General features: G+C 67.9%; 21 protein-coding genes. 12 read left to right on the top strand and 9 right to left on the bottom strand.

Annotated elements, in window-relative coordinates:
• Nucleotides 1-7: 7 nt before the first annotated feature.
• Entirely contained in the window at nucleotides 8-949 is a 942-nt protein-coding gene (locus IB227_RS01885) for a TraB/GumN family protein (protein WP_192287243.1), read from the top strand.
• Nucleotides 950-1,110: 161 nt separating this feature from the next.
• Here IB227_RS01885 and phaR read toward each other — a convergent pair whose 3' ends face one another.
• The 3 genes from phaR to gluQRS form a co-directional block, all read right to left on the bottom strand.
• Nucleotides 1,111-1,695 carry a polyhydroxyalkanoate synthesis repressor PhaR gene (gene phaR, locus IB227_RS01880; protein ID WP_165931117.1) on the bottom strand — a complete coding sequence of 195 codons (585 nt, stop codon included), beginning with the start codon at nucleotides 1,693-1,695 and terminating at the stop codon, nucleotides 1,111-1,113.
• 81 nt (nucleotides 1,696-1,776) lie between these two features.
• On the bottom strand, nucleotides 1,777-2,517 hold the full coding sequence (locus IB227_RS01875; RefSeq protein ID WP_192286090.1) for a beta-ketoacyl-ACP reductase: 741 nt from the start codon (nucleotides 2,515-2,517) through the stop codon (nucleotides 1,777-1,779).
• 56 nt (nucleotides 2,518-2,573) lie between these two features.
• Entirely contained in the window at nucleotides 2,574-3,461 is an 888-nt protein-coding gene (gene gluQRS / locus IB227_RS01870) for a tRNA glutamyl-Q(34) synthetase GluQRS (RefSeq protein WP_192287242.1), read from the bottom strand.
• Between the two features lie 92 nt (nucleotides 3,462-3,553).
• On the opposite strand from gluQRS, the gene htpX reads away from it, so the two are divergent.
• Nucleotides 3,554-4,420 carry a protease HtpX gene (gene htpX, locus IB227_RS01865; protein ID WP_132862979.1) on the top strand — a complete coding sequence of 289 codons (867 nt, stop codon included), beginning with the start codon at nucleotides 3,554-3,556 and terminating at the stop codon, nucleotides 4,418-4,420.
• A 91-nt stretch (nucleotides 4,421-4,511) separates the two neighbouring features.
• Here the strand turns inward: htpX and IB227_RS01860 are convergent, their stop codons facing one another.
• Together IB227_RS01860 and IB227_RS01855 are read right to left on the bottom strand one after the other, a co-directional pair.
• Entirely contained in the window at nucleotides 4,512-4,898 is a 387-nt protein-coding gene (locus tag IB227_RS01860; protein ID WP_192286089.1) for a hypothetical protein, read from the bottom strand.
• Between the two features lie 223 nt (nucleotides 4,899-5,121).
• Nucleotides 5,122-5,949 (bottom strand): inositol monophosphatase family protein, encoded by an 828-nt coding sequence (locus IB227_RS01855; protein WP_132862981.1) that lies wholly within the window; start codon nucleotides 5,947-5,949, stop codon nucleotides 5,122-5,124.
• 120 nt (nucleotides 5,950-6,069) lie between these two features.
• On the opposite strand from IB227_RS01855, the gene IB227_RS01850 reads away from it, so the two are divergent.
• The 3 genes from IB227_RS01850 to IB227_RS01840 all read left to right on the top strand — a co-directional run bounded on the left by IB227_RS01850 (nucleotide 6,070) and on the right by IB227_RS01840 (nucleotide 9,954).
• The gene (locus IB227_RS01850; protein WP_132862982.1) at nucleotides 6,070-6,828 is read left to right on the top strand and encodes an RNA methyltransferase; all 759 of its coding nucleotides are present in this window, start codon (nucleotides 6,070-6,072) and stop codon (nucleotides 6,826-6,828) included.
• A gap of 91 nt (nucleotides 6,829-6,919) precedes the next feature.
• Entirely contained in the window at nucleotides 6,920-7,807 is an 888-nt protein-coding gene (locus IB227_RS01845; RefSeq protein WP_313254777.1) for a phosphate/phosphite/phosphonate ABC transporter substrate-binding protein, read from the top strand.
• Entirely contained in the window at nucleotides 7,804-9,954 is a 2,151-nt protein-coding gene (locus tag IB227_RS01840) for an EAL domain-containing protein (protein WP_192286087.1), read from the top strand. Before IB227_RS01845 ends, IB227_RS01840 begins: the two co-directional genes overlap by 4 nt.
• Nucleotides 9,955-9,969: 15 nt before the next feature.
• Here IB227_RS01840 and epmB read toward each other — a convergent pair whose 3' ends face one another.
• Nucleotides 9,970-10,998 (bottom strand): EF-P beta-lysylation protein EpmB, encoded by a 1,029-nt coding sequence (gene epmB / locus IB227_RS01835; RefSeq protein ID WP_192286086.1) that lies wholly within the window; start codon nucleotides 10,996-10,998, stop codon nucleotides 9,970-9,972.
• 100 nt (nucleotides 10,999-11,098) lie between these two features.
• On the opposite strand from epmB, the gene efp reads away from it, so the two are divergent.
• From efp to IB227_RS01810, 5 genes are all read left to right on the top strand, one after another.
• Nucleotides 11,099-11,665, top strand: a complete 567-nt coding sequence (gene efp, locus IB227_RS01830) for an elongation factor P (RefSeq protein WP_192286085.1) — start codon at nucleotides 11,099-11,101, stop codon at nucleotides 11,663-11,665.
• A gap of 111 nt (nucleotides 11,666-11,776) precedes the next feature.
• The gene (locus IB227_RS01825; RefSeq protein WP_192286084.1) at nucleotides 11,777-13,126 is read left to right on the top strand and encodes a TRZ/ATZ family hydrolase; all 1,350 of its coding nucleotides are present in this window, start codon (nucleotides 11,777-11,779) and stop codon (nucleotides 13,124-13,126) included.
• A gap of 43 nt (nucleotides 13,127-13,169) precedes the next feature.
• Entirely contained in the window at nucleotides 13,170-13,892 is a 723-nt protein-coding gene (ubiG, locus tag IB227_RS01820; RefSeq protein ID WP_192286083.1) for a bifunctional 2-polyprenyl-6-hydroxyphenol methylase/3-demethylubiquinol 3-O-methyltransferase UbiG, read from the top strand.
• Nucleotides 13,889-14,578, top strand: a complete 690-nt coding sequence (locus tag IB227_RS01815; RefSeq protein ID WP_192286082.1) for a phosphoglycolate phosphatase — start codon at nucleotides 13,889-13,891, stop codon at nucleotides 14,576-14,578. Before ubiG ends, IB227_RS01815 begins: the two co-directional genes overlap by 4 nt.
• A 24-nt stretch (nucleotides 14,579-14,602) precedes the next feature.
• On the top strand, nucleotides 14,603-15,286 hold the full coding sequence (locus tag IB227_RS01810; RefSeq protein WP_192286081.1) for a squalene/phytoene synthase family protein: 684 nt from the start codon (nucleotides 14,603-14,605) through the stop codon (nucleotides 15,284-15,286).
• 130 nt (nucleotides 15,287-15,416) lie between these two features.
• Here IB227_RS01810 and IB227_RS01805 read toward each other — a convergent pair whose 3' ends face one another.
• Genes IB227_RS01805 through yidD form a run of 3 tightly spaced genes read right to left on the bottom strand, consistent with a single transcriptional unit; the run spans nucleotide 15,417 to nucleotide 17,888 of the window.
• Nucleotides 15,417-16,268, bottom strand: a complete 852-nt coding sequence (locus IB227_RS01805) for a M23 family metallopeptidase (protein WP_192286080.1) — start codon at nucleotides 16,266-16,268, stop codon at nucleotides 15,417-15,419.
• Nucleotides 16,268-17,614, bottom strand: coding sequence for a dihydroorotase (locus IB227_RS01800; RefSeq protein WP_192286079.1), 1,347 nt, complete (start codon nucleotides 17,612-17,614; stop codon nucleotides 16,268-16,270). The genes IB227_RS01805 and IB227_RS01800 overlap by 1 nt, the downstream gene beginning before the upstream one ends.
• Before the next feature lies 1 nt (nucleotide 17,615).
• Entirely contained in the window at nucleotides 17,616-17,888 is a 273-nt protein-coding gene (gene yidD, locus IB227_RS01795) for a membrane protein insertion efficiency factor YidD (RefSeq protein WP_132866063.1), read from the bottom strand.
• Nucleotides 17,889-18,148: 260 nt separating this feature from the next.
• Between yidD and dksA the strand changes: the two genes are divergently transcribed.
• Together dksA and IB227_RS01785 are read left to right on the top strand one after the other, a co-directional pair.
• Complete coding sequence (gene dksA / locus IB227_RS01790) at nucleotides 18,149-19,237, top strand: RNA polymerase-binding protein DksA (protein WP_192286078.1); 1,089 nt, start codon at nucleotides 18,149-18,151, stop codon at nucleotides 19,235-19,237.
• Between the two features lie 70 nt (nucleotides 19,238-19,307).
• The gene (locus IB227_RS01785) at nucleotides 19,308-19,763 is read left to right on the top strand and encodes a nucleoside deaminase (protein ID WP_192286077.1); all 456 of its coding nucleotides are present in this window, start codon (nucleotides 19,308-19,310) and stop codon (nucleotides 19,761-19,763) included.
• Nucleotides 19,764-19,822: the final 59 nt, after the last annotated feature.

Below are 19,822 nucleotides of genomic sequence, written 5' to 3'. Positions count from 1 at the left end.
CCACTGGATGACGCGCGCGGCCTCCGCGCTGCTGGGTTTCAGCCTGTTCTGCGGTGTCGCTTACGCGGCCCGGCCGGCCGCCACGCCTGCCGCCGCGCCGGCCTATGTGCCGCCGACGCCGTTGTTGTGGAAGGTCAGTGGCGGCAAGGGCGCCGAACTGTACCTGTTGGGTTCGTTCCATCTGTTGAAGCCGGATGACTACCCCTTGTCGCCGGACGTGGACCAGGCCTTCGCTGCCTCCAGCCGCCTGTTGTTCGAACTGGCTCCGGAGGAGATGGCGTCACCGGCGCTGGCCACGCAGATGATGCAGGCCGCGATCCGTCGTGATGGTGGCCAGCTCAAGGAGGAGCTCGACGCCGAGACCTGGCGCCGCCTGCAGGCGTGGGGCGCGGGCAACAGCATGCCGGTCGAGCGCCTGGTCGGCCTCAAGCCGTGGTTCATCGGCCTGACCATCAGCCTGACCCAGATGGCGCGACAGGGCCTGGACCCGCAGGCCGGGCTGGACCGCCACTTGATGAACCTTGCGGCCAAGGCCGGCAAGCCGGCCGCGGGCCTGGAAAGCGCGAGCTCGCAGATCAGCATGCTCGACGGCATGAATGCCGATGAGCAGCGCCAGCTGCTGCGCGAGGCGCTGGAGCAGGTGGAGAAGGGCGACCAGCAAAGCCGTCGCCTGCACGATGCGTGGCGCCGTGGTGACGACGTCACCCTGTGGCGGGACATGGCGTCGGAAATGAAGCGCACCTACCCGGGCCTGTACCAGCGCATCAACGTCGATCGCAATGACGCCTGGCTGGCGCCGCTGCAGCAGCGCCTGCAGGACGGGCAGGGCACCACGCTGGTGGTGGTCGGCGCGTTGCACCTGCTCGGTAGTGACGGCGTGGTCGAGAAGCTGCGTGCCAAGGGCTACACGGTCGAGCGCATCTGCTCGGCCTGCAGGAGCCGCCCGTAAGCGGGACAGGTGCAGGCAGCGGAATGGGGTGGCCGGGATGTGATCCCGGCATCAGTGGTGGTGATTGCGCCGCGCCTGCCTGGATGGCATGACAGCCTGCGGTCTGCCGCACATGAAAAAGGCCGACGCTTGCGTCGGCCTTTTGAACATCCGGCAACGGCTCAGCGGCCGGTGCGGGTCTTGCCGCCGGTGCTCGGCGGCGGGTCGGCCGGCTTGTTGGTGCCGGTGCCCGAGGGGCGGCCGAAACCGGCACCCATGTTGCGCTGGAACTCCTGCCACAGCTCCAGATTGCGCTCGGTGAGCTGGTTCATCATCGCCCACGGCGTCTGCCCCAGCAGATTGCCCATCTGCTGGCGGAACTGCTGCTGCTGGTCCAGGAACACCTGCATGCTGCGCTCCAGGTAGTTGCCCATGAAGCCCTGCAGCGAGTCGCCGTAGAAACGGATGAGCTGGCTCAGCAGCTGGGTGGACAGCATCGGCTCGCCGTCCTGCTCCTTGTCGGCAATGATCTGCAACAGCACCGACCGGGTCAGGTCCTCACCGCTCTTGGCGTCGCGGACTTCGAACTCCTCGCCGTCGAGGATCAGCTGGCGGACGTCCTCGATGGTGATGTAGCTGGAGATCTCGGTGTCGTAGAGCCGGCGATTCGGATACTTCTTGATGATGCGGGTCGCAGCCATTAAGCAGTCACTCGTCACGGTTAGGTGCGCAGCATGGCGCAGTGCAACAGGGCTTGCAACCGCCAAAAGTACAGGTTGCAAGGCGCGGAAGGATGATTTCTTGTTGCGCAACATGAACCGCCATGTCCTGCAACATGGTGGTCGCGCTTACCAGCCCATGTGGTGGCCGCCGTTGACGTCCAGGTTGGAACCGGTGATCCAGGCCGCTTCCTCGGCGACCAGGAAGGCCACCGCATAGGCGATTTCCTCCGGCTTGCCGAGGCGTCCGGTAGGGATGTCGGCCACGATCTTGGCGCGCACCTCCTCCGGCACGGCCATCACCATGTCGGTGGCCACGTAGCCGGGCGAGATGGTGTTGACGGTGATGCCGAAGCCGGCGTTCTCGCGCGCCAGGGAAATGGTGAAGCCGTGCATGCCGGCCTTGGCCGCGGCGTAGTTGGCCTGCCCGTACTGGCCCTTCAGGCCATTGATCGAACTGATCTGGATGACCCGGCCCCAACCACGCTTGCGCATGCCCTCGATCACCGGGCGGGTGATGTTGAACACCGAGTTGAGGTTGGTGTTGATCACCTCGTGCCACTGCTCGGCACTCATGCGGTGGAAGGTGGTATCGCGGGTGATGCCGGCGTTGTTGACCAGGATCTCGACCGGGCCGAGGCTGGCTTCCACCGATTCGACCAGCGTCCGGCCACTGGTGGGGTCGGCCACGTCGCCCTCGAACAGGGCGATGTCGTAGCCCCGCTCGCGCATCTGCCGTTGCCACTGTTGCGCCTTCTCGGCGTTGCGGAAATTGGTGGCGACTCGATGGCCCTGGTCGGCCAGGCGCTGGCAGATGGCGGTACCAATGCCGCCGGTACCACCGGTGACCAGTGCGACGCGGGATGTCATGGGCAAGTGCTCCAGGGCGAAAGCGCGGGGAGCCGATGATTCTAATGAAACTGCGGTCAGCCCGGGGGCGATTCCGGGACGATGAACGAGGCTTTCTGCAGGAGCGCGGGGTCGAACCCGGCGGCGGCATGCTGCAGCAGCTCGCCGACGCTGCCTGCAGCATCCAGTGCAGCATCGGCCTGGCCCAGTGCAGACCACAGCCAGCGCAGGGTGGGCAGTGGGTCGGCGGCATCGACCGGCCTTGCGGCCAGCGACTTGGACAGCTTGTGGCCACTGGCATCGAGCAGCAGCGGCAGGTGCAGGTAGCGCGGGGTCGCCACACCCAGCGCCCGTTGCAGCAGGATCTGGCGCGGGGTGGAATCGATCAGGTCGAGGCCGCGCACCACGTCGGTGATGCCCTGCTCGGCATCGTCCACCACCACCGCCAGCTGGTAGGCCCAGCAACCGTCCGCGCGCAGCAGGACGAAGTCACCGACCTCCCGGTCCACCTGCTGGGTGAATGGCCCCTGCAGGCCATCCTGGAACATCACCCGGCTGCCGTCGGCTACCCGCAGCCGGACGGCCGGGTGGGGGCGTAGCTGGTGGGCCGCGCAATGCCGGTGAATGCCCTGCTGGCCGGCCAGGTCGCTACGGCTGCAATGGCAGGCAAAGGCCTTGCCCTCGGCCAGCAGGCGCTCGAGGGCGGCCTGATACAGCCGGTGGCGACGGCTCTGGTACTGGATGGGGCCATCGGCGTGCAGGCCGAATGCGGCCAATGTGGCCAGCTGGGCATCGGCGGCGCCGGCAACCTCGCGTGGCGGGTCCACGTCCTCGATGCGTACCCGCCATTCACCCCCCGCATGGCGGGCCAGCAGCCAACTGCCGAACGCAGCCAGCAGCGAGCCGAGATGGAGCGGGCCGGTCGGGGAAGGGGCGAAGCGCCCGCGGTAGGGAATGGAGGACATCGAAGCTGAATCGTCGGTCAGATTCACGCTTGAATTCAAGCGTTGGCCCCCGCAGATTTAACTCACTTTTTCATCCTCACGGATTGTTTCCCATGTTTACCCGAATCGGGCTGTTCCTGATGACCAACTTCGCGGTGCTGATCCTGGCCAGCATCGTGATGTCGCTGCTGGGCGTGAACTCGGCGCAGATGAGCGGCCTGCTGGTCATGGCCGCGATCTTCGGCTTTGGTGGTTCCATCATTTCGCTGCTGCTGTCCAAGTTCATGGCCAAGCGCGGTACCGGCGCGGTGGTCATCACCGAGCCGCGCAACGCCACCGAGCGCTGGCTGCTGGACACCGTGGCCCGCCAGGCCAAGGCCGCGGGCATCGGCATGCCGGAAGTGGCGGTGTACGACGCCCCGGAGATCAACGCCTTCGCCACCGGCGCCAACCGCAACAACGCGCTGGTGGCGGTGTCCACCGGCCTGCTGCACAACATGAGCGAGGACGAGGCCGAAGCCGTGCTGGGCCACGAGATCGCGCACGTGGCCAACGGCGACATGATCACCATGGCCCTGCTGCAGGGCGTGCTGAACACCTTCGTGATCGTGCTGGCCCGCGTGGTCGGCGGCGTGATCGACAGCGCGCTGTCGGGCAACCGCGAGGGCGGTGGGCGTGGTTTTGCCTACTACATCATCGTGTTCGTGCTGGAGATGGTGTTTGGCCTGGGCGCGACGGTCATCGCGATGTGGTTCTCGCGCCACCGCGAGTTCCGTGCCGACCATGGTGGTGCCTCGCTGGCTGGCCGCCAGAAGATGATTGCCGCGCTGGAGCGCCTGAAGCTCAACCATGGCCAGAGCACGCTGCCGACGCAGATCGCGGCCTTCGGCATCGCCGGCGCCACCGCCAGGAAGCTGTTCATGAGCCACCCGCCGCTGGAAGAGCGCATCGCCGCGCTGAAGGCATCCACGGTCGCCTGAGTGCTTGAACAACCGTCGTGAAGCAGAACGCCCGGCCAACGCCGGGCGTTCTGTCTTGTTGCGCCGATGCCGGGCCCGGCATTGCCACCGGTCATGGCCCGGCGGGCGAGCGCCTCACATTGCGCAGGCCGTTCGCATCCAGCACCGCGAGCACCTCGTCAGTGTCCTCATCGACGAACAGGAGCTTGCCGGAGGGCGCGTCGGTGCTGCCGGTCAGGATATAGGCGGTGCAGTGTGCAAGCAGTTGCTGGAACTCGGGCGGGAGCTGGTTCCAGGTATCCACGGTCAGCACGGTGCCACCACGGGCGGTGGTGTGCCGGAGATCGAGCAGGCCGGTCCGCCGGGCCGAATCGATCTGTTCCTTGCACATGGGGATGGCCTGCGGGGGAAAGGGCGCCGGCGGGTCCACCGGTTCCTGCCCACATGCGCTGTTCAGCGCCGCCAGGCTGGCAATGATGCAGATGAACGATCGTTTCATGGCTCCTCCCTGATCTTGAACGGTGCCTGTTTCACGGCGGCACGTCGGTATCGTAGCCAGAACCTCGCGTGTTCCGGTACCCCGACGCTGCGTGGCAGGAAGGGGGAGCGCGGGGCCCTGCGCGGCGCGACGTTCCCGGCAGTGCCCTGGCGCGCCCTACCGGCCGTGCAAACAGAAACGGCACCCTTGTGGGTGCCGTTTGCGGTGTGCAGCTCCAGAACGATCAGAACTTCGGATCGAACTCGGCGGCATAGCCGGTGTTGACGATCACCTGCTGCAGGGCTTCGCAGACCTTGATGTTGCCGGCGACCACCTGCTGGGTTTCCGGGCCCTTGTCGTCCATGCGGGCCAGGGTGGCGCCGCGGTAGTTGCAGACCTTGCCGCCGGCTTCGCGGACCAGCAGCACGCCGGCGGCGATGTCCCAGGCTTTCACGCCGGCCTCGAAGTAGGCATCAGCGCGGCCGCAGGCCACGTAGGCCAGGTCCAGTGCCGCCGAACCCACGCGACGCACGTCTTCGGCCTGCACCAGCAGGGCGTCGACGGTCTTGAGCTGGGCGCTGGCACGGGCGCGTTCGCGCGGGGCAAAGCCGGTGTGGACCATCGCGCCGGCCAGGTCCTTGCGGTCGCTGACGCGGATGCGGCGGTCGTTGAGCACGGCGCCGGCCCCCTTGGAGGCGGTGAACAGCTCGTTGCGCAGCGGGTCGAAGATGACCGCGTCGGTCGGCTCGCCGTTCTCCACCAGCGCGATGGACACGCAGTAATGCGGGAAGCCGTGCAGGTAGTTGCTGGTGCCGTCGAGCGGGTCGATCACCCACATCTGGCGGCCGCTGCCCTGCACGCCGCCCTCTTCACCGAGGATGCCGTAGCTGGGGTAGGCGCGCTTGAGTTCCTTGATGATCACCTTTTCCGCATCGCCATCGACTTCGCTGGCGTAATCCATCCGACCCTTCTGCACCACGTTGAGCGCTTCGAGCTTGTTGATGTTGCGGAGCAGGACGTTGCCGGCGAGGCGGGCGGCCTTGACCATGACGGTGACGGCGGGTTTCTGCATGGCGTAAGGCTCCCGTGAAGGCAGAGATCGGATTGGCGGGGGAAAAGAGCAGGTCCGGCGCACTGGCCGGCCGCGCAGTTTACCATTCGCAGCTGTCCCGTTCCTGATTTTTTATAAACCATGCCTGCTTCCACCCGTATCCGTTTCGTCCTTGTTGGTACCCAGCACCCTGGGAACATCGGTGCTGCCGCCCGCGCGATGAAGACGATGGGGCTGGCCCGGCTGGTGCTGGTGGCCCCGGAAAAGCCATTGGACGAGGTGGCGTTGCGCCGCTCGGCCGGTGCCGAGGACCTGCTCGGTGACGCCCCGGTGTTCGCGACCCTGGCCGAGGCAGTGGCCGACTGCCGGTTGGTGCTGGGCTGCACGGCGCGCTCGCGCCGGGTCCAGTTGGAGGAGCTGCTGCCGGAAGTGGCCGGGCAGCGCGCCGTGGCCAAGGCCAGCGAGGAGGGCGGGGAGGTGGCTTTTGTGTTCGGCCGTGAGCGGACCGGCCTGACCAACGAGGAACTGCAGCTGTGCCACCTGGCCGTGCACATCCCCTCCAACCCGGAGTTCAGCTCGCTGAACCTGGCCGCCGCGGTGCAGGTGCTGGCCTACGAGGTGCGCATGGCCGTGCTGGAAGGCCAGGCGCAGCCGGAACGGGAGCCCGGCTACGGCGAGGCGCCGGCCAGCCATGCCCAGCTCGAAGGGTTGTTCGGGCAGTTCGGCGAAACCCTGGATGCGATCGATTTCCACAAGGGCCGTGCGCCGGAATCGGCCCTGCGCAAGCTGCGCCGCCTGTTCATGAAGGCTGACCTGTCCGAGCAGGAGGTACGCCTGCTGCGGGGGATCCTGGCCGACGCGCAGCGGATGGCGCGCTTGGCGTCCGAAGGGCGTAACTGAGAAGTACATCACGTTGCAATATTTCCGGTACGCTTGACGGATCAACAGGGGAGTTGCCGTTTTGCGTGTGTTTCGATGGCTTTGGGGAGCCGTGCTGGTGGCTGCTGTCCTGCAGCCGCTGGAAGGAAGCGCGGTGGAGCGTTCGGTGCTGGTACTGGGGCGGATCAGCGATGATCCGAAGGCCCACTACGACCAGCTCAAGCCGTTGCTGGACTACGTCGTGCCACGGATGCGCGAGGTCGGGATCGTCGAAGGACGCATCCTGATGGCCCGGGACGCGCAGCAGATGAGCAGCTACCTGCGTCGCGGACGGGTGGACTGGGTCACCGAGACCTCGGGGACGGCCATGGCGCTGCAGCAGCGCGCCCAGGCGCAGCCACTGCTGTTGACCGAGCGCAACGGCGTGAGCGCCTACCACTGTGTCTTCTTCGTGCGCCGCGACAGCCCCATCCAGACGCTGGACGACCTCAAGGGCCGGACCCTGGCACTGCAGAGCACGCTTTCAACCAGCGCCTACCTGGTGCCGGCGATGGAGCTGCTGCAGCACGGCGTGCCGCCGGAAATCCTGCTCACTCCGCAGGACGCGCCCGCCGCCGACGCGGTGGGCTACGTGTTCGCCCGGTCGGAGCTGAACATCTCCACCTATGTACACAAGCGGGTGGTCGATGCCGGTGCGTTCAGCAGCATTGACTGGGCCGACGACCATGCCATGCCGGTGGCCTTCCGCCAGGACCTGCGGGTGATCTACCGCAGCGAGCCGATCCCGCGCGCGGTGGAGATGGTGCGGGGCGACCTGGAACCGGCGGTCCGCGAACGCCTGCGGGCGGTCCTGCTCGAGGCCAGTGGCGACCCGTTGGCCGGTCCGGCGCTGGTCAAGTTTTTCGGCACCACCGGGTTCCATCCGGTGGACGCGGACAGTCAGCGCGCCCTCGACCGGCTGCGCAACGGCCTGGCACGGGTCAGGATGGAAGTCGAATGAACACTCCCCGTTTTGGCCTGCGCGCACGCTTCATGCTGGCTGCCGGCGGTGCATTGCTGGTCGTGCTGCTGCTGGTGGTGCTGATGCTGACCCGGCAGGCGGCGGTACAGAAGGAAGTGCTGCGCAGCAGTGGCGAGGTGGTCAGCCAGGTGTTCGACCAGAGCGTGCGCGAGCGCGGCACCGCGCTGGCCAATGCGCTGGCCGAGGCCCTGGTCAACCCGTTGTACTACTCCGACCTGTCGGCGATCGGCACGCTGGTGCGCAACACCGCCGGCCAGAAGTCGGTCAGCTATGTGCTGGTGCACGACCACGAGGGGCGGCTGATCCACGACGGTTCGTTCGACGTGGCCGGCTACGGCCAGGCCATGTCCGACCCGTTGGCGGAGGCGGCGGTGCGGGCCGATCGGATGCTGGTGCAGAGCTCGCCGTCGATCCTGGAGGTGGATTTGCCGATCCATATCGGCGACCAGCGGCTGGGTGGGGTGCGGGTCGGCATGGAACTGGCGCCGGTGCGCGTGCAGGAGGCGGTGGCGATGCAGGCGCTGGCCGCGCGCATGGAGGACGCGCGTAGCCGGCAGATGGGCTGGATCTATGCGCTGATGGCGCTGCTGGTCGGTTTCGCCGTGGTGATGATGATCTACGTGCAGCGCACGCTGGTGCAGCCGATCCGCTGGCTGGGCGATGCCGCGCAGCGGATCGAGCGCGGTGACTACCGGATCAACGTGCAGGCCACCGCGCGCCGTGACGAGGTGGGTGAGCTGCTGCGCACCTTCGACCGGATGAGCCAGAGCATCGCCCGGCATGATCGCGAAGTCCGGCAGATGGCCTATACCGACGCGTTGACCGGGCTGACCAACCGCCTGGCGTTCCGCGAGGCGCTGGACCACCGGCTGGCCAAGGCCAAGTCGGCCAACCATGGGCTGGCGTTGCTGTTCATCGACATCGACGAGTTCAAGCGGGTCAACGACACGCTCGGCCACGAGGCCGGCGACGACGCCCTGCTGCAGTTCGCCCAGCGCATCGCCGCGGCGGTGGACCAGGAGGGCGGCGAGGACGCGCTTTTGGCCCGGTTCGGTGGCGATGAGTTCGTCATCCTGATCGACAGCGGCGAGCGCATCGTGGCCGAGACCGCCACCCGGCTGGCCGAGCGGCTGGTGCTGGAGCTGGGGCGTCCGCTGCAGGTGCAGCGCCGCGAGATCTTCCTGGGCAGCTCGATCGGCATCACCCTGTTCCCCGAGGATGCGGTGGATGCCACGGCGCTGTTGAAGAACGGCGACATCGCCATGTACCAGGCCAAGCTGGCCGGCAAGAACTGCTTCCGCTACTACAACCGGGCGATGGACCATGCGGTCGAGCGACGCCTGCACCTGGAGCAGGAACTGCGCGGCGCCTGGGGCCGCGATGAGCTGCGGCTGGTGTACCAGCCGATCTTCCGTACCCGCGACCGGGTACTGGCGGGCGTGGAGGTGCTGCTGCGTTGGGACCACCCGACGCTGGGCGCGATCGCGCCGTCGGTGTTCATCGATGTGGCCGAACAGAGCGGCCTGATCCAGGCGCTCGGCCCCAAGGTGCTGCGCCTGGCCTGCGAGCAGGCCACGCAGTGGCCGCGCAACCACCTGGGCGAGGAGCTGTTCATCTCGGTCAACGTCTCGCCGCGGCAGCTGCGCAACGGCGACCTGGTGTCGGAGGTGGAGAACAGCCTGCATGCCTCGGGTCTGTCTGCCTCGCGCCTGCACCTGGAACTGACCGAAACCGCGGTGATCGGCGACGAGATGCTGGCCGTGTCGCTGCTGGAGAAGCTGCACCGGGCCGGGGTCAAGGTCTGGCTGGACGACTTCGGCACCGGCTTCTCGGGCCTGAGCCACCTGCGCCAGGTGCCGGTGGACGGGGTCAAGATCGACCGCAGCTTCGTCGCCGAGATGGAACGCGATCCGGACGACCTGGCGCTGACCACGGCGATCATCGCCATGGCGCATGCACTGGGCATCACCGTGGTGGCCGAGGGCGTGGAGCAGGAGGCGCAGTTCGAACTGCTCAGCCAGCGTGGCTGCGACCTGGTCCAGGGGTACTGGTTGGGCCGGCCGGTGGAAGCCGGCGAGCTGGTGCGGATGCTGCGCCCGGGGCCGCAGGCGCTGGCCGCCGACTGACCGGAGGCGGCTGGCTCAGAGCGGTCGCTTGCTGGTGTCGCCGGCGATCTCGCGCACCAGCTTGGGTACCAGGTACCCGGACAGCCGCGCCATCAGCCCGGCATGCAGGGCCAGGGCCTGTTCGTCGCTGACCTCGAAGTGGGCCACGCCCTGCACGCGGTCGAGCTGGTGCAGGTAATAGGGCAGCACGCCGGCGGCGAAACTGCGCTCGCTCAGCGCCGCCAGGCTGTCCAGGTCGTCGTTGATCCCGCGTAGCAGCACGGCCTGGTTCAGCAACTGGGCGCCGGTGCCGCGCAGGCGCGCCAGCGCGGTGTCCACGCTGGCATCGAATTCGTTGGCATGGTTGGCATGGATGACGAAGGCCACCGGCCAGGGCAGGGCCGCCAGCCATTGCACCAGGCTGTCGTCCACGCGCTCGGGCAACACCACCGGCAGGCGGCTGTGGATGCGCAGGCGCTTGAGGTGCGGGATCGCGGCCAATGCGTCGGTCAGCTCGGCCAGCTTGGAGGTGGCCAGTGACAGCGGGTCGCCGCCGCTGAGGATGACCTCGTCGATGCCGGCATCGGCGGCGATGGCGTCGATGGCCTCCTGCCAGCCGCCCTTCGCCGCGTTCTCGCCGGCGTAGTCGAAATGGCGGCGGAAGCAGTAACGGCAGTGGATCGCGCAACTGCCGGTGGCCACCAGCAGGGCACGGCCACGGTACTTCTGGATCACCCCGGTGGCCTTGCGGGCATCGCCGTCGCCCACCGCGTCGAAACTGAACCCGGGCACCACCTGCATTTCGGCATCGATGGGCAGCACCTGCCGCAGCAGTGGGTCGGCCGGGTCGGCCGGGCGCATCCGGGCCACGAAACCGCGCGGCACCCGCAACGGGAACTGCGCCAGCGCCTGCGCTGAAACGCCCAGGTCCTCGGCCCCCAGGCCGAGCAGGGCCAGCAGCTCCGCCGGGTCGCGGATGGCCTGCCGCCAGTGGGCCTGCCACCGGTCGGCGGGCAGGGGCAGGACGGCTTTTTCTGGAGTGCGGGCGGGGGCTGCGGTTATCATTGGCGGTCAGAAAAACAGATACCCCGCCTGCTGGCGGGCCTTCCATTCTAATCCGGCCGGCCAATGAACGCGCCGGTTTTGCTACCTCAGGAGTTTTTGCATGGCCGCTTACGGCATGAATGACGTCAAGAACGGGATGAAGATCCTGGTCAACAACCAACCGGCGGTCATCATCGACACCGAGTACGTCAAGCCGGGCAAGGGCCAGGCATTCACCCGCGTGAAGTACCGCCTGATCAAGGACGGCCGCACGCAGGAAATCACCATGAAGTCGACCGACTCGCTGGATGCGGCCGACGTCGTGGACACCGACATGAACTACATGTACAGCGACGGCGAGTTCTGGCACTTCATGGACCCGGAAACCTTCGAGCAGGTGCAGGCGACCAAGGCCGGCATGGGCGGCGCCGAGAAGTGGCTCAAGGGCGAGGAGTCCTGCGTGGTCACCCTGTGGAACGGTGAGCCGATCGCCGTGCAGCCGCCGAACTTCGTCGAGCTGAGGATCACCGAGACCGACCCGGGCGTGCGCGGTGACACCTCCGGCGGCGGCGGCAAGCCGGCCACCCTGGAAACCGGCGCCGTGGTCCGCGTGCCGCTGTTCGTCAGCCAGGATGAAGTGATCCGCGTCGATACCCGCTCCGGCGAATATTCGGCCCGCGTCAAGTAAGCAACACGATGCAGGCGCCGCCACCCGTTGCCGCACAGCCTCGCGCTGCCGGTGGCGGGGATGCGGCGCCTGTTCGCATCCGGCCGCTGCGCCGGTTTGTCATGGCAACAGATGGTGACCCCCGTGAGTGACGCCCAACCCCAGCAATGTGACCTCCTGATCGAAGCCGGCCATGTGGTCCCGGTCGAGCCGCACGCGGTGGTGCTGGAAGACCACGCGGTCGCGGTGAGCGACGGCCGGATCGTGGCGATCCTGCCGCGTGCGCAGGCACGGGCCCGTTTTGCCGCGAAGCAGGTGGTTTCGCGTCCGGACGCGGCGCTGATCCCGGGCCTGGTCAACGCGCACACCCACAACCCGATGACGCTGCTGCGAGGCGTGGCCGACGACCTGCCACTGATGACCTGGCTGCGCGAGCACATCTGGCCGGTGGAAGCGGCGGTGATCGGCCCGGAATTCGTCGCCGACGGCACCACCCTGGCGATCGCCGAGATGCTGCGTGGCGGCACCACCTGCGCCAACGAGAACTACTTCTTCGCCGACGTGCAGGCCGCGGTCTACAAGAAGCATGGCTTCCGCGCGCTGGTGGGCTCGGTGATCATCGACTTCCCCAGTGCCTGGGCCAGGACCGACGACGAGTACTTCGCCCGTGCCACCGAGCTGCACGACCAGTGGCGCGACGACCCGCTGATCGGCACCGCCTTCGCGCCGCACGCGCCGTACACGGTCAGTGACGCCAACTTCGAGCGGGTGCGGATGCTGTCCGACCAGCTGGACGTGCGCGTGCACCTGCACACACACGAGACCGCGCAGGAGATCACCGATTCGATCCAGCTGCACGGCCAGCGCCCGCTGGCGCGCCTGGACCGGCTGGGGCTGGTCAACGAGCGCCTGATCGCGGTGCACATGACCCAGCTCACCGACGCCGAGATCCACCTGTGTGCCGAGCGCGGCGTGAGCGTGGTGCATTGCCCGGAATCGAACCTGAAGCTGGCCTCCGGTTTCTGCCCAGCCTGCGCGCTGGTGCGGGCCGGGGTCAACCTGGCCATCGGTACCGACGGCTGCGCCAGCAACAACGACCTGGACATGTTCAGCGAGAACCGCACCGCGGCCATCCTGGCCAAGGCCGTGGCCAACGACGCCACCGCGCTGGACGCGGCGACCACGCTGCGTGCGGCCACCCTGGGCGGCGCACGCGCGCTGGGCTTCGGCGAGCAGATCGGCTCGATCGAAGTCGGCAAGCAGGCCGACCTGGTCTGCGTGGACCTGTCGGCGTTGGAAACCCAGCCGCTGCACCACGTGCTGTCGCAGCTGGTCTATGCCGTTGGCCGCCATCAGGTCAGCGACGTGTGGATCGCCGGCAAGCCCAGGCTGGTCCAGCGCGAACTGGTCGGCATGGACGTGCAGGCGATCACCGCCAACGCCCGCCAGTGGCGCGACCGCATCCGTAACATCCGCGCCTGATGGCGCCACCGGGCCGCGCAGGCGGCCCCATGAGGACACCGCAATGAGTGCATCTACCGCATCCACCAATTTCGATCAGGCCGAACTGGACAAGTTCGCCGCGCTGGCCAACCGCTGGTGGGACGCCGACGGCCCGCAGAAGCCGTTGCACGCCCTGAACCCGGTGCGCCTGCAGTACGTGGCCGACCGCGCGACGCTGCACGGCGCCAAGGTGCTGGACATCGGCTGCGGTGGCGGCCTGCTCAGCGAGGCCCTGGCCAAGGAAGGGGCACAGGTGACCGCGATCGACCTGGCGCCGGAGCTGGTCAAGGTGGCGCGCCTGCATGGCCTGGAGTCGGGCGTGCAGGTGGACTACCGCGTGCAGGCCGCCGAGGACCTGGCCGCCGAGCAGCCGGGCGGCTTCGACGTGGTGACCTGCATGGAGATGCTGGAGCACGTGCCGGACCCGGGGGCGATCATCGCCGCCTGCCAGCGCCTGCTGCGTCCGGGCGGCAAGCTGTTCCTGTCCACGATCAATCGCACCCCGGCCGCGTTCGCGGTGGCGGTGGTGGGCGCGGAGTACATCGCGCGTCTGCTGCCCAAGGGCACGCACCACTACCAGGAATTCATCAAGCCGGCCGAGCTGGGCGCCTGGTTGCGCCAGGCCGACCTGCAGCTGCAGGACGTCAGCGGCATGGCCTACGAGCCGTGGCGCAACCGCGCGCGCCTGAGCAGCCGCACCGACATCAACTACCTGGCCTATGCGGTCAAGCCGGACCAGGCATGACCGCGCTCCGGTTCCCGGCGGCGGTGCTGTTCGACCTGGACGGCACCTTGCTGGACAGCGCCCCGGACTTCGTCGCCACCGTCAATGCCATGCGCCAGGCGCGCAACATGGACGGTGTCGCGCTGGAACAGCTGCGGCCGGTGGTTTCCAAGGGGTCGCGGGCGATGCTGGCGGTGGCTTTCCCGCACATGGCCGAGAGCGAGCGGCATGCGCTGGTGCCGGAATTCCTTGACCTGTACGAATCACTGATCGGCCGGCACGCGCAGGTGTTCGACGGCGTCGAATCGCTGCTGCACACGCTGGAGCAAGCCGGTTGCGTGTGGGGCATCGTCACCAACAAGCCGGAGTACCTGGCCCGGCAGATCCTGCCGCAACTGGGTTGGGAGCAGCGCTGCGCGGTGCTCATCGGCGGCGACACGCTGGCCGAACGCAAGCCGCACCCGTTGCCGCTGCAGGTGGCTGCCCAGCAGATCCAGGTGGCAGCGGCGGCCTGCGTGTACGTCGGCGACGACGAACGCGACATCGTCGCCGCGCGCGCGGCGGGCATGCCGTCGGTGGCCGCGTTGTGGGGCTACCGGCTGGACCATGACGATCCGGCCACCTGGCAGGCCGACCAGTATTGCGAGCTGCCGCAGCAGCTCTGGCAGGCGGACGCATGGCCGCTGACCCGACGGGCTTCGGCCTGAACCAACGAACATCGAGGTAATGACGTGAGCAGTGCGCTGGACAGCTTCCTGGACAAGTGGCGTGAGCGGTGGCCGGAATGGGTCTTCGTCGAGCGCTTCGTCGAGGAGGGCATGCGCGAACGCGCGGTGGCGTGGTTCGCGCTGCTGCAGGAGTTCGATGACATGCTCAACGTCAGTGGTGACCCCACGCCATCGGACGCCAAGCTGGCATGGTGGGGTGAGGAGCTGCGCAGTTGGGACAGCCAGCGCTCGCGGCATCCGTTGGGTCGCGTACTGGAGCCGGTGCGTGCGCCATGGGCGCAGCTGGCCGATGCCCTGCCAGGCCTGGTCGACGCGCGCGAGCGCGTTGCCGATGGGGCCCAGGCGCGCGCCGGATTGGCGGGCTATGCCGCTGCGGTAGCCGCGGTGGAGGCGGCGATGTTCAAGCAGGCACCGGCGAAGGTGGCCGGAGAGGCCGTGCTGACCCAGACCCTGGCGCACCGGGTGCAGGAGCTGGGTGCAGCGGTGGTGCCGCTCGCCGCCGGCGACGAGGCGCAGTGGCAGCGGCAGTTGCTGGCCGCATGGCCGTCGCGGGTGGCCGGCCCGCGCCCGCGTCGTCTGTACGCGTCGCTGGCCCGCGCCCGCCTGCAGGCCGTGCTGAAGGGCGGGCAGTACCAGCCCAGCCCGGCGGCGTTGCTGTGGCGCAGCTGGTGGGCCGCACGCGGGTAAGACCGTCCGCTTCGCACCTGAAGGCGCTCCTGCAAACCGTAGGAGCGGCCTTGGCCGCGAAGCTGGAAGATGTTCCGCCAGTCGCAAAGCCCGGTTGCCGACGTTGCCGGCTTCGCGCCTGAAGGGGCGCCTACCTTGCGCGCTCCAGCACCAGCAGCGGGTCGATCCGCGTGTCGAACCAGTTCATGCCCCAATGCAGGTGCGGCCCGGTCGCGCGCCCGGTGGCGCCGACCGCGGCGATGGTCTGGCCCTGCTCGATGCGGTCGCCGACCTTCACGTCGATGCGCGAGAGGTGCAGGAAGTTGGAGCTGATGCCGAAGCCATGGTCGAGCACCAGCGTGCCACCGGTCAGGTACAGGTCCGGGTTGGCGAAGGTGACGATGCCGGCCGCCGGGGCCTTCACCGGCGTGCCGGTCGGCACCGCGATGTCCATGCCGGAATGGCCGCTGCCCGGTTGCCCGTTGTAGACCCGGGCGTTGCCGAAGCGGCCACTGATGCGGCCCTGCACCGGCCACGCGAAGGTCTGGGTGAAGTCGGTGCGGTTGTCGTCGCGCCGGCGTGATTCGGTCACCAGTGCCTGCTCGCGGGCAATGCGCTCGGCGATGGCCGGCGGCGGGTTCACTGTTTTCGGCGGCACGCCGTTGACCCGTTCGGTCGGCCAGTCGCGTGGGGTCACCACGATGCTGGCGGTTTCGCTGCTGCCATCCGGGCGCCGCACCTGCACCTGCAGCGGTCCCTTTTCGTCGCGACCGATGCCGAACACCACGCTGCCGTAGCTGCTGACCCGTAGGTCACGGCCGGCATAGCGCACGCTGCTGCCCGCAGGCACCTTGCCAATCACCATCGCGCCCTGCGAAGCACTGGCCGGGAACACCACGCGGTTGTCGACCAGCTCGCCGATGCCGTCCTGTGCCTGCACGGACGGGGCGGGGAACAGGGGCGCGGCCAGCAGCAGCGCCCCGAACAGGAAGGACGAACGCATCAGCGGTCGTAGGTCATGCGCTGGCCGGCCGGCGCGCCGACCAGCTTGCTGCCGTCCCACACCAGTTGGCCATTGACCCAGGTGGAGGCGATGCGCGAGCGGAAGGTGGTGCCTTCAAACGGCGACCAGCCGCACTTGGACAGCACGTCCTCGCGCTTGACGGTGAACGGCACGTCCTCCACCAGCACCAGGTCGGCGAAGTAGCCCTCGCGCAGGAAACCGCGCTGCTCCACGTCGAACAGCTGCGCCGGCGCATGGGCGAACTTCTGCACCACCTGATCGCGGGTCAGCTTGCCTTCGTGCACGCGCTCCAGCGCCGCGACCAGCGCGTACTGCACCAGCGGCAGGCCGGACGGCGCTTGCGCGTAGGGCTTCTGTTTTTCTTCCCAGGTGTGCGGGGCGTGGTCGGTGGCGAGCACGTCGAGCACGTCGTCGGCCAGCGCGGCGGTGATCGCCTCGCGGTCGGCCACGTCCTTGATCGCCGGGTTGCACTTGATCAGGTTGCCCTTGGTGGCGTAATCCGGGCGGGCGAAGTGCAGGAAGTGAACGCAGGTTTCGGCGGTGATCTGCTTGCGGCTGCCATCGGCGCGGATCAACGGGCCCTTCTCGAACAACGCCAGCTCATCGGCGGTGGAGATGTGCAGCACGTGCAGGCGGGTGCCGTGCTTGCGTGCCAGCGACATCGCCAGCCGGGTCGACTTGATGCAGGCCTCGCGCGAACGGATATCCGGGTGCATCTCCGGGGTCAGTGCGTCGCCGTACTTGTCCTGGAACGCCTTCAGGTTGGCGTCGATCATCGGCGTGTCTTCGCAATGCGTGATGATCGGGGTCGGGCACTCGCGGAAGATCGCGTCCAGGGTTTCCGGGTTGTCGACCAGCATGTTGCCGGTGGAGGCGCCCATGAACACTTTCACGCCCGGCGCCTTCTTCGGGTCGAGTACGCGGATGGCCTCGAGGTTGTCGTTGCTGGCGCCGTGGTAGAAGCCGTAGTTGGCCCAGGCGCGGCCCTTGGCCAGTTCGTACTTGGCTTCGAGGATGGTCGAATCCAGCGTCGGCGGGTTGGTGTTGGGCATGTCCATGAAGCTGGTCAGCCCGCCGGCCACGGCCGCGGCCGATTCGGTGGCGATGTCACCCTTGTGGGTCAGGCCCGGTTCGCGGAAATGCACCTGGTCGTCGATCATGCCCGGCAGCAGCCAGCGTCCGGCGGCGTCCACCACCTGTTCGCCATCGCGCGGGGACAGTCCGGTACCGATCTGCGCGATGCGGCCGTTCTCGATGCGCAGGTCGCCATCGAAGGTGCGGCCTTCGTTGACCATGCGGGCGTTGGTGATGAGCGTGGAGGACATGTCAGTGTTTTCCTGTACAGCGGCAAGAGGGGGAATCGGGCCGCCCCGGTACCGGGTCGAAACCGCCGGGATGGAAGGGCTGGCAGCGGCCCAGCCGCAGCAGCGTCAGCCAGCAGCCACGCAATGGCCCGTGTACGCGGATGGCTTCCATCCCGTATTCAGAGCAACTGGGGACAAAACGGCAGCGCGGCCCGAGCAGGGGGCTGATGAAGCGCTTGTACAAGCGCAGTACGGCGATGAGTAGGCGGCCGATCACCCCCGAATGATATGCCAGTTGGCATTGCCATTGGATTTGTCGCACGATGCGCGGACGGCTGCGGCAATGCCTGCGGGTTTTGCCGAGCCAGCCAGGGGCGGATGGCTCCTGGTTACGTTCCGAACTGCGCGAAACGGTCCGGTGACGCCACCGGACCTGTATTGCACGGGTCGGGCATCCGTTCAGGCAACGGGGCCCGGCGCGGTTGCTGCTGCTGGTCGGGTAGGCTATAAAGGCCCGCTTTCCCGGGCCCCGGGGGAAACAAGGAAGAGCGTTTCGTGGCTGCTAAAAAACCTGCAAAGAAGGCCGTCAAGGTCGCCAAGAAAACCGCCAAACCTGTAGTCAAGAAGGCGGCGTCCAAGCCGGTTGAAAAGAAGCCGGTCGCCAAGGCTGCCAAGCCGGCCGCCAAGAAGGCTGCAGCGCCCGCCAAGAAGGCGGCTGTTGCCAAGAAGGCGGTGGCCAAACCGGTGGCTCCGGCCAAGAAGGCGGCGCCCAAGCCCGCCGTTGCCAAGAAAACGGCTGCCAAGCCGGCAGCACCTGCGAAGAAGGTGCCCGCCAAGCCGGTGGCCAAGCCCGCGGCAAAAAAGAAGGTGGCGGACAAGCCCGCTGCCAAGCCCGCAAAGACGCCGGCCACCCCGCCCGTGGTCAAGTCCGTACCGAAGCCGGCCGCCAAGCCGGTGACGGCCAAGCCTGTCCCGGCCGAAGTCGCCAAGAAGGTTGCAGCACCGGCCCCCAAGCCGGCCGCCAAGCCGACGCCCGCGCCCAAGGCCCCGCAAATCAAGAATCCCGTGCCTGTTTCGAAATCCCCCGTCAAAACCACCGTCGTCAAGTCCGCAGCGCCTGCAGCCGTCCGTCCGGTCGGCAAGGTGGCGGTTGCCGTAACCGCCCGTTCGGCGGCCCCGGCACCGCGCAGCAAGTACAAGGTTGTCGAATACAAGACCGACGAAGCGTCCGGTCGTCCGATCCTGCCGGCCGGCTACAAGCCCAGCGCCGACGAGGAGTACATGAGCACGCTGCAGCAGGAGTACTTCCGTCAGCGCTTGCTGCAGTGGCGCGCCGACCTGGTCGAGGAGTCGAAGCAGACCATCGAGAACCTGCGCGACGAAGTGCGTGACATCGGCGATGAAGCCGAGCGCGCCACCCGTGAGACCGAGAACTCGCTGGAACTGCGTACCCGCGACCGCTACCGCAAGCTGATCGGCAAGATCGACAGCACGCTCAAGCGCCTGGAAGCCGGAGATTACGGCTACTGCGTGGACACCGGCGAAGAGATCGGCCTGGACCGCCTGGAAGCCCGTCTCACCGCCGAGCGCACGATTGATGCGCAGGAGCGTTGGGAGCACCTGCAGAAGCAGCAGGGCGACTGATCGTCCCGGCGTGATGCACCCTGCAGAACCCCGCCTTGGCGGGGTTCTGTCTTTCTGGAGGTGGGAGCAGATGTCTGAGCAGGACGTTTTCATGCGCCGCGCGGTGGAACTGGCGCGCACGAACATCGCCGCCGGTGGGCGTCCATTCGGTGCGGTCCTGGTGAAGGACGGCAAGGTGCTGGCCGAAGCGGCCAATGGTATCCATGCCAGCCACGACCCGACCGATCACGCGGAGATGCGCGCCATCCGCCTGGCCAGTGCTGTGCTCGGGAGCCCGCGGTTGGATGGCTGCAGCGTGTATGCCAGCGGCCATCCGTGCCCGATGTGCCTGGCTGCGATGTACCTGTGCGGGATCCAGCAGGCCTGGTTCGCCTATTCGAATGAGGACGCAGAGCCGTTCGGCCTGTCGACCGGCGCGGTGTACGCACGCCTGGCCGAAGGACCGGCGGCACCGGCCTCCGGCCTGCGCCAATGGAAGCCGGCGGACGAGCAGGGGCTGTATGCGGAGTGGGGAATGAAGTCGTAGCGGGCAAGCGGCGCCCTCATCCGCCCTGCGGGCACCTTCTCCCGTCCACGGGAGAAGGG

The sequence above is a fragment of the Stenotrophomonas sp. STM01 genome (genome assembly GCF_014852135.1).
Classification (GTDB): Bacteria; Pseudomonadota; Gammaproteobacteria; order Xanthomonadales; family Xanthomonadaceae; genus Stenotrophomonas; species Stenotrophomonas capsici.
The sequence above is the reverse complement of the archived record's forward strand: the minus strand, read 5'-3'. Positions and strand labels throughout refer to the sequence as shown.

What these genes read in the sequence shown, in the direction of transcription:
- IB227_RS01885 (WP_192287243.1), top strand. Translation starts at nt 8, where the DNA reads ATGACGCGCGCGGCCTCCGCGCTGCTGGGTTTCAGCCTGTTCTGCGGT.
- IB227_RS01875 (WP_192286090.1), bottom strand. Translation starts at nt 2,517, where the DNA reads ATGACATCCCGCGTCGCACTGGTCACCGGTGGTACCGGCGGCATTGGT.
- gluQRS (WP_192287242.1), bottom strand. Translation starts at nt 3,461, where the DNA reads ATGTCCTCCATTCCCTACCGCGGGCGCTTCGCCCCTTCCCCGACCGGC.
- htpX (WP_132862979.1), top strand. Translation starts at nt 3,554, where the DNA reads ATGTTTACCCGAATCGGGCTGTTCCTGATGACCAACTTCGCGGTGCTG.
- IB227_RS01860 (WP_192286089.1), bottom strand. Translation starts at nt 4,898, where the DNA reads ATGAAACGATCGTTCATCTGCATCATTGCCAGCCTGGCGGCGCTGAAC.
- IB227_RS01855 (WP_132862981.1), bottom strand. Translation starts at nt 5,949, where the DNA reads ATGCAGAAACCCGCCGTCACCGTCATGGTCAAGGCCGCCCGCCTCGCC.
- IB227_RS01850 (WP_132862982.1), top strand. Translation starts at nt 6,070, where the DNA reads ATGCCTGCTTCCACCCGTATCCGTTTCGTCCTTGTTGGTACCCAGCAC.
- IB227_RS01840 (WP_192286087.1), top strand. Translation starts at nt 7,804, where the DNA reads ATGAACACTCCCCGTTTTGGCCTGCGCGCACGCTTCATGCTGGCTGCC.
- epmB (WP_192286086.1), bottom strand. Translation starts at nt 10,998, where the DNA reads ATGATAACCGCAGCCCCCGCCCGCACTCCAGAAAAAGCCGTCCTGCCC.
- efp (WP_192286085.1), top strand. Translation starts at nt 11,099, where the DNA reads ATGGCCGCTTACGGCATGAATGACGTCAAGAACGGGATGAAGATCCTG.
- IB227_RS01825 (WP_192286084.1), top strand. Translation starts at nt 11,777, where the DNA reads ATGGTGACCCCCGTGAGTGACGCCCAACCCCAGCAATGTGACCTCCTG.
- ubiG (WP_192286083.1), top strand. Translation starts at nt 13,170, where the DNA reads ATGAGTGCATCTACCGCATCCACCAATTTCGATCAGGCCGAACTGGAC.
- IB227_RS01815 (WP_192286082.1), top strand. Translation starts at nt 13,889, where the DNA reads ATGACCGCGCTCCGGTTCCCGGCGGCGGTGCTGTTCGACCTGGACGGC.
- IB227_RS01805 (WP_192286080.1), bottom strand. Translation starts at nt 16,268, where the DNA reads ATGCGTTCGTCCTTCCTGTTCGGGGCGCTGCTGCTGGCCGCGCCCCTG.
- IB227_RS01800 (WP_192286079.1), bottom strand. Translation starts at nt 17,614, where the DNA reads ATGTCCTCCACGCTCATCACCAACGCCCGCATGGTCAACGAAGGCCGC.
- IB227_RS01785 (WP_192286077.1), top strand. Translation starts at nt 19,308, where the DNA reads ATGTCTGAGCAGGACGTTTTCATGCGCCGCGCGGTGGAACTGGCGCGC.